General features: G+C 69.5%; 8 protein-coding genes. 4 read left to right on the top strand and 4 right to left on the bottom strand.

What is annotated here, in order from left to right; genetic code table 11:
• The 3 genes from ACLB1G_RS25810 to tssF form a co-directional block, all read right to left on the bottom strand.
• Nucleotides 1-854 (bottom strand): type VI secretion system Vgr family protein (locus tag ACLB1G_RS25810; RefSeq protein ID WP_491630132.1); only part of this gene is annotated, 854 nt, incomplete at its 3' end.
• A 3-nt stretch (nucleotides 855-857) separates the two neighbouring features.
• Complete coding sequence (tssG, locus tag ACLB1G_RS25805) at nucleotides 858-1,820, bottom strand: type VI secretion system baseplate subunit TssG (protein WP_491630131.1); 963 nt, start codon at nucleotides 1,818-1,820, stop codon at nucleotides 858-860.
• Nucleotides 1,784-3,640 carry a type VI secretion system baseplate subunit TssF gene (tssF, locus tag ACLB1G_RS25800; RefSeq protein ID WP_491630130.1) on the bottom strand — a complete coding sequence of 619 codons (1,857 nt, stop codon included), beginning with the start codon at nucleotides 3,638-3,640 and terminating at the stop codon, nucleotides 1,784-1,786. Before tssF ends, tssG begins: the two co-directional genes overlap by 37 nt.
• Before the next feature lie 79 nt (nucleotides 3,641-3,719).
• Between tssF and ACLB1G_RS25795 the strand changes: the two genes are divergently transcribed.
• The 4 genes from ACLB1G_RS25795 to ACLB1G_RS25780 are packed head-to-tail and all read left to right on the top strand — an operon-like array spanning nucleotide 3,720 to nucleotide 10,462.
• Complete coding sequence (locus ACLB1G_RS25795; RefSeq protein ID WP_491630129.1) at nucleotides 3,720-5,180, top strand: DUF3375 domain-containing protein; 1,461 nt, start codon at nucleotides 3,720-3,722, stop codon at nucleotides 5,178-5,180.
• A complete protein-coding gene (locus tag ACLB1G_RS25790; protein ID WP_491630128.1) occupies nucleotides 5,167-5,859 on the top strand; it encodes a DUF4194 domain-containing protein in 693 nt (230 codons plus the stop codon). The genes ACLB1G_RS25795 and ACLB1G_RS25790 overlap by 14 nt, the downstream gene beginning before the upstream one ends.
• Nucleotides 5,856-9,224, top strand: coding sequence for an ATP-binding protein (locus tag ACLB1G_RS25785; protein ID WP_491630127.1), 3,369 nt, complete (start codon nucleotides 5,856-5,858; stop codon nucleotides 9,222-9,224). Before ACLB1G_RS25790 ends, ACLB1G_RS25785 begins: the two co-directional genes overlap by 4 nt.
• Entirely contained in the window at nucleotides 9,221-10,462 is a 1,242-nt protein-coding gene (locus tag ACLB1G_RS25780; protein ID WP_491630126.1) for a DUF3322 domain-containing protein, read from the top strand. Before ACLB1G_RS25785 ends, ACLB1G_RS25780 begins: the two co-directional genes overlap by 4 nt.
• On the opposite strand, the gene ACLB1G_RS25775 is transcribed toward ACLB1G_RS25780, so the two are convergent.
• A complete protein-coding gene (locus ACLB1G_RS25775; RefSeq protein ID WP_491630125.1) occupies nucleotides 10,425-12,311 on the bottom strand; it encodes an SPFH domain-containing protein in 1,887 nt (628 codons plus the stop codon). The two genes, ACLB1G_RS25780 and ACLB1G_RS25775, sit on opposite strands and share 38 nt — an antisense overlap.
• Nucleotides 12,312-12,490 lie beyond the last annotated feature (179 nt).

Below are 12,490 nucleotides of genomic sequence, written 5' to 3'. Positions count from 1 at the left end.
CCCTGCCTGGCGCTGGTGCGGGCCTCGGAACACATGAAGTCCGGCGACAGCGGCATGCGGTAGTCCCAGCTGTGGCGGCCGACGCGGCCCGGGCGCAGCACGCGTACCGCGCTCCAGGAGGTGATGGTGTCGCGCTGCTCGGTGGCGTCGTCGCGGTGGTAGCGGATGGTGCCGGCCGCGTTTTCATCCAGGCTCTCCGGGCCGCCCACCAGCACCATCACGTGGTAGGGAAATTCGTCACGCGGCTGCGGTCGGAAGAACCAGGCGACGCCGCGCCGCGCCAGCAGGCGCCGGATGAAGGCGGCGTCGGACTCGTTGTGCTGCATGGTGAATTCGCGCTTGGGGTAATCCCGGTCCGTGATGATGGCGTCCACATCGCAGTGGAAGCCGGTCCCCAGCAGCGGGTTGGACATCCGCCATTCGTTCAGGATCTGCAGCACGATCTCGATTTCGTTCATGCAGCGGAACACCCGCGTATTGACGCGCCGCTCCAGGATGGCCAGCATGTCGCGCATGACGATCTGGTAACCGGCCAGGCCGCCGTCGCTGTCGCCCGCGCTGGCCTCGGTGACGATGCCGCACACCAGCCGCAGCTCCCGCCGGTCGGTGACGATTTCCAGCGTGACGGGCAGGCCGATCAGGCGCTTGAGCGGCAAACAGGCGCTGGTCGAGACGCACAGCACGCGGTATTCGAAGCCGCCGCAGAGGCTTTCTTCGCCCACCATGTGCTGCGGCAGCAGGATGTCGTCGCGCGGGCCTCCGCTGATGTCCAGCAGCAGCCGCAAGGGCCGGTGGCTGGTGATCAGTTCGCGCGGGATGCGCAGGATGTCGACCAGGTCGATATCGTGTTCCATGGCTCATACCTCCAGCAGGTAGTGGTGGTCGTCGCGGTCGCTGGCGGCGCGGCCGTGCCGCAGGGCGGTGTCGATGCCGAGGCGGCTGCCGCCGTCCAACCGTATGCCCTTCACATCGGCGGCGCGCAGCACCAGCCGCACGTCGAAGGTGCGCGGGGCGCCCGCGAATTGGGACAGCAGCGCGGCCAGCGCCTGGCAGGTGGGCGTCCCGCGCAGGAACTGGTCGCGCTGCGCCGCCGTCAGCGGGCCGATGCGCAAGCCGCACACGCTGCCGCACTCGAAGATGCGCTCGCCCAGCAGCACGCCCTGGCCCAGCTGCACGCCAGATACCCCAAGCTGGGCGCGGTCCTCCGGCGGCACGGTGCGCCACTGGCCCTTGAGCGCTTCGATCTTGAAGGGCACGCCGAAGTAATCGGCCAGTACGCCTTCCATCAAGTCGGCCGGCGCCGTACGGCTGCGGATCTGGGCCGCGTACCAGGCCAGCGCGTGGCGGCCGGTCACGTCCGGATTGCCGCCCGCGCCGCAAATGGACAGGAACAGCGGCATGAAGCCGTCCTGGCATTCGGGGCGCTGGCGCGACCAGGCCTGGTACAGCAGCCGCAGGGCGCGGTCACTGAGCAGGTCGAGGAAGGCGCTGGGGCCGCCGTCGCCGGTGTCGCGCTCGTAGGCGGCCAGGCGCTCCGTGTAGTGCTGCGGCAGCGTGCTGCCCTGTCCCAGCAGGCCGATGGCGGCAGGCGTGATGTGAATGTCGCAGCCATCCTCGCCCTGCTGCACGGACAGGGCAGCTATGGGCCCGGGCGGGAAGGCGGGCGACAGGCGGTTGTGGAAATGGATGCGGCCCGGGCGGCCGCTGTCGTCCAAGGCCTGTTCCAGCAGGCGCAGGGCCTGGAACAGGTCGGCGTAGCCGGGATGGTGGGCCAGCCGGTCGGTCAGGCCAGGGTCAGGCTTCCATTGCGTGGCGGGCATCGCAGCAGCTCCTTGGACGTTTGCAGCGACCGGATGGTCAGCTGGGTGTAGCTGTTGAGGTGGACGTGCAGGCCGAAGTAGTGGTCCAGCAACTGGGCGAACACGTGCAGGCCGGTGCCGGCGTAGGCTTGCTCATCCAGGGTGACGTCGATGGCGACGCCGCGCACATAGGCGCGGCCGCCGTCCAGCTGCAGCCAGGAGGCGGCCGGGCGGTGCGACAGCGCGGCAATGCCGCCTATCTGGCGCTGCGCCACCTCGTTGTCCGGATCGGCGTACAGCCGCAGCATGGCGAGCAACGCGGGTAAGCCTTCCTGGGTCAGGTTGCGGTGGTTGAGGGCCAGCTGGGCCACCAGGGCCCAGTGCGCGTCGCCCGGCTCCGGACGCGGGCTCATGGCGGTCGGACGGCGCAGCAGCCGCGCCTTGACCGAGGCGCTGCCGCCCACCGTGCCCAGGTCGCCGCCGGGCTGTCCGTGCGGCAGTGATTGCGGCAGGTCGCGGTTGGTGCAGGTCAGGCCGACCGACACGCTGCCATCCCTGAGCCGCAGCGGCGAGAACTCGGGCCCGGCCAGCGCCATCGTGTATTCATGCGCGCCGTCCACGCCGGCCAGTTCGGCGTCGCGGCGCAGAACATAGTAGTTACCCTGCGAACTACCCTGCGAGTTGCCATCCCCGCCGTGGCGCATTCCGTGCAGCGGGTGGAAGTCGAGCAGGCGCACGGCCTCGCCGTCCTTGTACTGCAGCTGCACGCTGTCCACGCTGTAGATGTCGCAGCCGGCGGCCGGCAGCTGGTCGGGCATCAGCGCATGGCTGCTGCCGGTGTAGGGCAGCCGCAGCGGCGTGGCATGGTGGCGGAACAGGTTGATCACCGGGGTGCAGCCGGCCAGCAGGTTGTCCGGCCCCAGGGCGCGCAGGATGCGGGCGGCTGCGCTGTCCGGCCGGAGGTCGGCCAGGACCAGGTGCACGGTCAGCCTGCCACCGTCCGGGGCGGCGTGCCGCAGCGCGGCCATATCCAGGTCCACGAAGTTGAATTTTTCCGGGAAGGCGAAGTATTCGCTCAGCAGACGGTAGGCGGCCTGCTCGGAGGCGCGGGCCGGCAGCAGGGCGTCGTCCGCCTGCCAGCCGGCCGGGGTGATGGGATTGCGCTCCAGCGGCTGCCAGCCTCCGTCCGCCTCCACGTAGGCGGCGGCCACGCGCATGAACAGGGTGTCGCGCAGGGTGGCGCACAGCGAGGCTTCGCCATCGATGAACAGGCGCAGCGGCGCATCGCCGCCGCCTTCCACGGCCATGCTGATGCCGCACGCTGCCTGCACCGGCAGCCGCACCGAGGGCGGCGGCTGCAGATACGGCTCGAAGCGCAGCGCCGTCAACGCCGGCATGGCGGCCGGCACGTCATACGCGGTGCGGAAGCGGCATGCGCTGGCTGTCTTGCCGGCCGAGGCCAGCTCGCTGCCGCGCGCCAGCAAGTTGGCTTGGCCGGGCGCCGCCTTGCCGTCCACCACCCGCGCCACCGAGCACGATGGCAGCGGCCGTATCAGGTGCGGATACAGCACCGACAGCAGTGCCTCGGTGAACAGCGCATGACCGTCGTCCAGCAGGCGCGCGGTGCGCGCATTGAGGAAGGCGGCCGACTGTATCAGCCGTTCAACGTGGGGATCGGCGCAGCTGTCGCCATTGATCTGCAGCCGGCCCGCCAGGCGCGGATAGCGCTGCGCGAAGGCACTGCCGGCGCGCCGCAGCAGGCCCAGTTCCCGTTCGAAGTACGGCAGCAGCTTTTCCATGGCGGCGCCCATCCTTGATAGACAGGCTGCCGATGATGCCATGTGTTCCAATCGCAATATTTGATATCGAGCAATAGACGGCAGCGCCCTTGTGCGCGCGGCGGTATGCGAAAATGGCGGCATGAAAGCCGATAAAGCGCTCGCCACCTACCGCCGCATGCGCCAGCAGCCGCTGTGGCGTTTGCTGGCGTCCGCCAACGGCCCGACCACGCTGGCGCTGCTGCAGACCCACCTGTACGACAGCGAACGCAACCTGCCCGCCTCCATCTTCCACGAACGCATAGCGCGCGAACTGGAGCGCCTGCGCAACCAGGGCGAGGCGTGGCCGCAGACGGCCCAGGCCTACGTGGCCGGCTGGCTGGCGGACGGCTACCTGGAGCGCCGCTTTCCCAGCGGCGCCTCGGAGGAGGAATACGAGCTGTCCACCTCGGCTGTGGAGGCGATACGCTTCGTGGCCGGCCTGGTGCAGCCGCATTCGGCCGCCACGGAAAGCCGTTTGGGCCTGGTGATCGACGCCCTGGCGCGCCTGTCCGAGGATACCGACGCCGACAAGACCCGCCGCATCGCCCGCCTGCGCGAGCAGCAGGCCAGCATCGAGCGCGAGATCGCCGCCATCGAACAGGGCGTGCTGCACCTGCTGCCGGAGGCGGCGGCGCTGGAACGCACGCGCGAGGTCATCACACTGGCCGACGGCCTGGCCGGCGACTTCCGCCGCGTGCGCGACCGCTTCGAACAGCTCAACCGCGAACTGCGCGAGCGCATCATGGAAAACGAGGGCAATCGCGGCGAGGTGCTGGAGGCCCTGTTCGACGGCATCGACCTGATCTCGGACAGCGACGCCGGCCGCACCTTCACCGCCTTCTGGCGCCTGCTGACCGACCCAGTGCAGTCGGCCACGCTGGAACAGGCGCTGGACCAGCTGATGCAGCGCGACTTCGTGCAGCGCCTGGAACTGCGTGAGCGCCGTTTCCTGCTGCGCCTGACGCGCACCCTGCTGGAACAGGGTGGGATGGTGCACGACGTGCTGCAATCGTTCGCCCGCAGCCTGAAGAACTTCGTGCAGAGCCGCGAATTCCTGGAGCAGCGCCGCCTCAACCAGCTGCTGCGCCAGGCGCAGCTGGCGGCGCTGGCGCTCAAGGATGAGGTCAAGGCCACCGACACCCTGCAGTACACGCTGGAACTGACCAGCAGCAAGCTGTCCTCGCTGTCGCAATGGGCGCTGCACGATCCGGCGCTGCAGGCCCTGCCCTCCGGCATGCGCGACGGCGACGCCGCGCCCATCGGCCTGGAGGCCGTCAGCGAGCTGGTGGCGCAGTCCGAAATCGACTTCCGCAGCCTCAGGCTGCAGGTGCGCGCGCTGCTGGAGCGGCAGTCGCAGGCGTCGGTGGCCGACATCCTGCGCATCTATCCCGCCGGCCAGGGCCTGGGCAGCGTGGTCGGCCTGCTGGCCCTGGGCAGCCGCCATGGCCTGGTCACGGGCGGCAGCGAAACCGTCAGCTGGACCGGCGCCGACGAACAGTTACGCAGCGCCCGCATCCCCACCATTTATTTCGTCAAGGAGCGTATCGATGAACTGGCCTGAGGACGCGGCGCCGCCCGCGGCGGCCGATGCCGAGGGCGCCCAGCCCGCCACCGTGCTGTTTTCCGGCGACAGCGGCGAACTGCCGCTGGACACCCGGCGCGTGCTGGTGCAGCTGCTGTCCGGTCCCGCGCTGGAGGGACGCCGCCACGCCAAGCTATGGCCGGTGCTGCTGCGCGACGAGGCCACCGTGCGGCGCCGCCTGTCCGAACTGTTCCTGGAGCTGGTGATCGACCGCGACACGCAGGTGGCGTTCACGCGCCAGGCCGACGCCGGCGAACTGGACGTGCCGCTGCTGCTGCGCCGCGCCCAGCTCACCTTCATCGACTCGGTGCTGGTGCTGTACCTGCGCCAGCGCCTGACCCAGGCCGACGCCCACGGCGAACGGGCCGTGGTCTCGCATGAGGAAATGCTGGACAACCTGGCCCTGTACGAGCGCGCCGTCAGCACCGACCGCGCCGGCTTCGCCAAGCGCGTGCTGGCCTCGGTGGAAAAGGTCAAGAAGCACAACATCCTGCAGAAAATACGCGCCAGCGACGACCGCTACGAGATCTCGCCCACCCTCAAGCTGCTGTTCGCGGCCGAGGAAATCCAGGCCCTGACCGCGCTGTACCGGCGCATGGCGGCCGGCGAGAGCCTGGCGCCGGGCCTGCAGCCGCCTGCCGACGAGGACGAGGAATGAAGCTCGATCCACACCACATCGATGCGGGCGCCGCGCACCAGTTCCGCATGACGCGGCTGCAGGTCTACAACTGGGGCACCTTCACCGAGCTGCACGAGGTGCCGATCAGCGGGCGCGGCTTCCTGATCGTGGGCCGCTCGGGGGCCGGCAAATCCACCCTGCTGGACGCCTTCTCCGCGCTGCTGGTGCCGCCGCGCTGGATAGACTTCAACGCCGCCGCCCGCGAGGCCGACCGCGCTGGCCGCGACCGCAACCTGGTCAGCTACATCCGCGGCGCCTGGGCCGCCCAGAGCGACAGCAGCTCGGGCGAATACACCACCCGCTACCTGCGCGAGGGCACCACCTGGTCGGCCCTGGCGCTGCACTACCGGAATGGCCTGGGCCAGGATGTGGTGCTGGTCCAGCTGCTCTGGCTGCGCGGTAACGCCAACGGCAACACCGACGTCAAGCGCTACTACCTCATCTTCGAGCGTCCCTTCGACCTGCGCGAACTGCGCGACTTCGGCGCCAGCAACTTCGACGTGCGCAAGCTCAAGCAAACCTTCCCGGAAGCCTATGCGCGCGACGAATTCCGCCCCTATTGCGAACGCTTCTGCCGCCTGCTGGGCATCGACAGCGACATGGCGCTGCGCCTGCTGCACAAGACCCAGTCGGCCAAGAACCTGGGCGACCTGAACGCCTTCCTGCGCGACTTCATGCTGGACAAGCCGGAAACCTTCGCCGTGGCCGACCGCCTGGTCAACGAATTCGGCGAGCTGCACGCGGCGCACCAGGCGGTGGTGACGGCGCGCCAGCAGGTCGATACCCTGGCCCCTGCGCGCGCCAGGCATGAGGAGATGGGCGGCCTGCAGCGCCAGCGCAACGCGCTGGAAGAAATCCGCGCGGGCCAGAACAGCTACCGCGAGCGGCGCCGCATCGCCCTGCTGGCGGAACAGCTGGCGGCGCTGGCCACCGAGGCCGAAGGCCACGCCGGCCAGCAGCAGCGCCAGCAGGGCGTGCTGGACCACCGCACGGCGGCCCTGCGCGACCTGGAGGGCCAGCGCGGCGCGGCCGGCGGCGACCAGATCGCGCACTGGGAAAACGAAAAGCAGATGCTGATACAGCAGCGCGCCGACCGCATGCACCGCCGCGGCATGGCAGTGAAGGCTTGCACCGCGCTGGGCTGGACCCTGCAGCCCACGCCGCAGGGCTTTGCCGAGATACTGGGCATGGCGCGCCAGGAGATGGAAGCATGGAGCGCCGCCGGCCAGAGCGACGAGCCGCTGCTGCGCCTGGACCGGGCCCGCACCGAAGCCGCCGCCGAGCTGGAGACGGTGACGCGCGAGGTGGCCTCGCTGCGGCGCCAGCCCTCGAATATTCCCGCCCCCATGCTGGAACTGCGGCGCGCCATCGCCCACGCGCTAGGGCTGGCCGAGGCGGCCCTGCCCTTCGCCGGCGAGCTGCTGCAGGTCAAGCCGGAGGAGGCGCAATGGCAGGGCGCGGCCGAGCGGGTGCTGCGCGGCTTCGCCCTGTCCATCCTGGTCGACGAGGGCAATTACAACGCCCTGTCGCGCCACATCAACGACACCCACCTGGGCCAGCGCCTGGTCTACTTCCGCACCGGCGCGCGCGACTCCGGCGCCGCCAGGGTGCAGCATCCGGACTCGCTGGCGCTCAAGCTCAACGTCAAGGAAGGCAGCGCCCACGGCGCCTGGCTCAAGGCCGAGCTGCGCACGCGCTTCGATTACGAGTGTGTCGACAGCCTGCGGACCTTCCGCGCCGCCAGCGAACGCGCCCTGACGCGCGAGGGCCAGGTCAAGCACAGCCGCACCCGCCATGAAAAGGATGACCGCAGCAACGTCGACGCGCGCGCCAACTGGGTGCTGGGCTTCGACAACCGCGACAAGCTGGCGCTGTACGAGGAGCGCCAGCGCGAACTGGCGGCCCGTCTGGCCGGCATCGACCAGGAGCTGGGCAGCCTGCGCGCCCAGCGCCAGCGCGCCGCCGAGCGCGTGGTGCACTGCGCCGCCCTGGTCAACCTGCAGTGGCAGGAGATCGACGCCGAACCGCTGGTGGCGCGCATCGCCGCCATCGAACGCCAGCTGCGCGCCCTGCAGGAGGGCAACGAGGCGCTGGCGCGCATCGACAGCCTGGTGCGCCAGCAGCAGGAACTGGTGCAGCAGGCGCGCGACGCCCTGACCGAGATCCAGGTCGCGCTGCGGGCCTGCCAGCAGAAGATGGCCGAGCAGCGCCTGCACCTGGAGCAGTTGCAGGAAGACGTGTCCATCGTCACGCCCACGCCGCACCAGCAGCAGGGCCTGGACCAGCGCTACGCCGCGCAGTCCGACAAGATCACCCTGCGCAACCTGGATAACATTGACCGCGCCGTCGCCCGCGAGCTGGAGGCCGATGCGGCCAGGCTGCAGCACGACATCGTCCTGTGCGAAAAATTCATCGAGTCGCGCTTCGCCCATTTCATCCGCGAGTGGAAAGCCGACTCCGACGGCCTGGACGCCTCCCTGGCGGCCGGCGCGGACTTCTTCTCCAAGCTGGCGCGGCTGGAGACGGACGGCCTGCCGGCCCACGAACAGCGCTTCTTCGAGCTGCTGCAGAACCAGAGCAACCAGAACCTGGCAGCCCTGAGCACCTACCTGAGCGACGGCCGCAAGGCCATCCTGGAACGCATGGACCTGGTCAACGCCAGCCTGCGCCAGGTGCCGTTCAACCGCACGGACGGCGGCAGCACCTATCTGCACATCGCCACCAGCGACCGCCAGCTGCCGGAGGTGCGCGACTTCAAGCAGGACATCCAGGCGGTGCTGAGCAATGCCTGGAGCGAGGACCGGGTGCTGGCCGAGGAGCGCTTCCTGGCGCTGCGCCGCCTGGTCGAGCGCCTGGCCAGCCAGGACAGCGACCAGCGCCGCTGGCGCGAGGCGGTGCTGGACGTGCGCCAGCACGTCGAATTCGTCGGCCGCGAACTGGACCAGGATGACAACGAGGTCGAGGTCTACCAGAGCGGGGCCGGCAAGTCCGGCGGCCAGCGCCAGAAGCTGGCCACCACCTGCCTGGCGGCCGCGCTGCGCTACCAGCTGGGCGGCAGCGACCATGGCCTGCCGGTGTACGCCCCGGTGGTGCTGGACGAAGCCTTCGACAAGGCCGACAACGAATTCACCGCGCTGGCCATGAACATCTTCGCCAACTTCGGCTTCCAGATGATCGTCGCCACCCCGCTCAAGTCGGTGATGACGCTGGAACCCTTCATTGGCGGCGCCTGTTTCGTCGATATCCGCGACCGCAAGGTGTCCGGCGTGCTGATGATCGAGTATGACGAACAGCAGCAGCGCCTGCGCCTGCCCGAGCAGGCGCGCCAGGAGGCGGCCGCGTGAAGCTGCCGTCCGGGGTGCGCGAGTGGCTGGCGCGCCGCTACGAACGCCGCCACCGCGACTGGCTGGCGGCCGGCGGCGCGGGCCCGGACTGGCCCTTGTCCATCGCGCTGGGATTGCCCACCGAGGCCGACGCGCTGCGCCAGCCGGACGCGGTGCGGGCCTGGGCCGCGTCCTGGCGCGATTGGCGCGGCGCCGGCCAGGTGATATGGACGGAGCGCCACTGGAAGATGCTGGGCAGGCAGCTGCTGCCGCAGGCGCTGGTGCTGGCGAACGCCGGCGAAGCGGCTGCCTGGCTGGGCCAGCAGGACCGCTGGCGCCGGGCGCTGGAACGCCAGCACGCCCTGCGTGCGCGCTGGCCGGCGCTGGGCCAGCGCCTGGCGCGCCTGTTCGATGTGCTGGCCGATTATGATGAGGCGGACTTCCAGCGCCTGCTGGACTTGCTGGCCTGGCTGCAGGCGCATCCGGCATCGGGACTGTATCCGCGCCAGCTCCCGGTGGCGGGGCTGGACAGCAAATGGCTGGAGCCGCGCAAGGCGGTGCTGGCGGAGCTGGTGGCGGCGCTGCGAGGTGACGCCAGCCCGGGCGCCGACTTCCACACCGTGTGCGGGCTGGCGCGCCCGCCGGCCATGGTGCGCATGCGCGTGCTGGATGCGGCGCTGCGGGCCAAGGTAGGAGGCCTGGGCGAGATCAGCGCCCCGGCGGCGCAGCTGGCGCAACTCGGCTGGCAGCCGTCGGCGGTGCTGGTGGTGGAAAACCTGCAGACCGGCCTGGCGCTGGGCGACCTGCCCGGCACGGTGGCCTTCATGGGGCTGGGCTATGGCGTGGACGCGCTGGCGCCGCTGGACTGGATGCGGCGCGCGGCCTGCCTGTACTGGGGCGACATCGACACCCACGGCTACGCCATCCTGAACGCGGCGCGCGCCTGCTTCCCGCATATCGCCTCGGTGCTGATGGATGAGGCCACGCTGCTGCGCTTCCGGCACCTGTGCGCCACCGAGAAGACGGTGCACGGCGCGGCCGAGCTGCCGCTGCTGACCGAAGCCGAGGGCGCGCTGCACCGCGCCCTCAAGCACAACCTGCACGGCCAGTCGCTGCGCCTGGAGCAGGAGCGCATTGCCTGGGATTACGCCTGGCCGCTGCTGGCGGTGGCCGTCACTGAGGCCGTCACTGAGGCGGCCACTGAGGCGGTCACTGAGGCGGTCACTGCTGCGCTTCGCGCGCCAGCTCGCCGGCCTTGATGGCGCTCATCAGCCCGAGCAGGGTGCCGAAGGCGTTGCCGTCGCCACCGCCCAGCTGCACCTGGGGCACCAGCGGCACCTTGGCCGCCTCGAAGGCTTCGGCCAGGCGCAGCATCACGGTCTGCATCAGCTGCTTGTCGGCGCCCTCGCCCTGCATGGCTTCCGACTTGGCGTGAATGGCCGCCGCTTCGGCCTCGCCCACCGAGCGGATCGCCGAGGCGCGGCCGGCGCCCTCCACTTCCTGCTTGAAGCGCTCGGCCTGGGCCAGCGCTTCGATCTCCTGGCGGCGCTTCTCGGCCGCCTTCACGGCCGCCGCGCCCTGGTTCTCCTTGATCGAGATATCGACCAGCGATCCGGTCAGCTCCTTCTGCTTGGCGGCACGCTGCTCGGCCTCGTTCAGTTCGCGCTGCTTGTCAGCCGCGATCTGCTTCTGGGCGAAGGTTTCGACCTGTTCGCGGGCGATCTGGCGGTCGCGCAGCTGGGCCATGATGTCCTCGATCTTGTTGTCGCCCGCCTGCGGCTTGGGGGTGCCGATCAGCACTTCCTGGAACTCCAGCGAATAGGCCTGGAAGCGCTGGCGCATGTCGCTGGTGGCGTTGGCCTGCAGCTCGCTGCGCGACTGTATCAGCTCGATGAAGGTCTTGGTCTGCGAGACGTTCTTGAAGTAGGACGACACCATGGGGTCCAGGGTCTGCTCCACCAGCTGGCCCACGTTGCCGAAGCGCTGCACCACCATGGGCGCCTTGCGGTAATCGATGTGCACCACCACCGACAGCGGCAACTGCGGCTCGAAGGCGTCCTTGGTGATCAGGGTGATCTCGCGCAGGTTCTGGTCGAAGCTGGAGCCGCTTTCGCCGGACTTCCACATCAGCACGAAGTTCGTGGTCGGCACCAGTTCTATCTTGCCGGCGTAGGTGTTGAAGGCGTACTTGCCGGGCATGAGCGGATCGCGCCACACGCCACGGCAGCCGTTTTCCACCAGTTCGCCGTGGCTGTACTCCTGGCCGGACACGTCATCGCCCTTGCGGCCGGTGTAGGACACCACCACGCCCACGTAGCCAACCGGGATGATGGTCTTGCGGATGAATTCCACCGTCGCGAACAGGCGGTTGATGAAGTAGGTGCCCTCCACCAGCACGCGCTCCTGGCGTCCGCGGCGGCCGCCGGCGGCGAGGAATTTTTCCGGCTCCTGGAAGGCGTTGTGGCTGTCGCCCACGTCCGGCGCCAGCAGCTCGTCGCGCAGCAGGCCGGGGCCGTCCTGCACCGTCACCACGGCCAGTTGGTCGGAATCGTGGCCGCCGTTGGCTTCCTTGATCACCACCGGGCGGAAGCCGCCACGGTCGTCGAGCAGGCCGCGCATCTGCTGGTAGTAGGCCTTTTCCTGGGCGTCCAGCGACATCGAATAAGTGGCTTCCTCCGTCATCACCACGAACAGGGCCGGGTTGATGATGTGGGTGCCCTCGCGCAGTATCATGCGCTGCGGGCCTTTCTGGCCGCCATTGGCGAGGAAGGCGCGCACGTCGCGAAAGTCGGCAATGCGGGCGTTGTCGGCCAGGGTCTGGCCGGCCGGCAGATCGACGCCGTCGCGCGCGAACACATAGGCAATGGTGCCCTGGGTGACCGATACCATGGGGTGGATGTGCACCCGGTACTGGAACGGGGCGAAGAAGTGGAAGCCGCCGCGCCGCAGTTCGGGCTGCAGGCCGGCCTCGCCATTCAGGGCCAGCAGCCCGCTTTCGACGGAGCCGCTGGAGCTCCACAGTTTTTCGACCACGGCGATGCGGTCGTTGGGGATGTACTTCACGATGCCGGAGACGGCCAACAAAAGTAACAATACGGCGGCGATCACGAGAAAGACGACAAGCTCACTGCTGAACAGAGTAAACATACAAACCTTTCGGTTGTGGAAAAAGCTGAATGGGAAGCTGAATCAGAAGCTGAAAAACCGGAATGCGGCCTGACGGCGCGCGCGGCAGTGCGCGGGCGGCGTCAGCGTCGCGGCGGCAACGGCGCGGCCGTCACGGCGGG

This window comes from Duganella kummerowiae (genome assembly GCF_053572355.1).
The sequence above is the reverse complement of the archived record's forward strand: the minus strand, read 5'-3'. Positions and strand labels throughout refer to the sequence as shown.

Coding starts and splice junctions, on each gene's coding strand:
- tssG (WP_491630131.1), bottom strand. CDS start 1,820: ATGCCCGCCACGCAATGGAAGCCTGACCCTGGCCTGACCGACCGGCTG.
- tssF (WP_491630130.1), bottom strand. CDS start 3,640: ATGGCATCATCGGCAGCCTGTCTATCAAGGATGGGCGCCGCCATGGAA.
- ACLB1G_RS25795 (WP_491630129.1), top strand. CDS start 3,720: ATGAAAGCCGATAAAGCGCTCGCCACCTACCGCCGCATGCGCCAGCAG.
- ACLB1G_RS25790 (WP_491630128.1), top strand. CDS start 5,167: ATGAACTGGCCTGAGGACGCGGCGCCGCCCGCGGCGGCCGATGCCGAG.
- ACLB1G_RS25785 (WP_491630127.1), top strand. CDS start 5,856: ATGAAGCTCGATCCACACCACATCGATGCGGGCGCCGCGCACCAGTTC.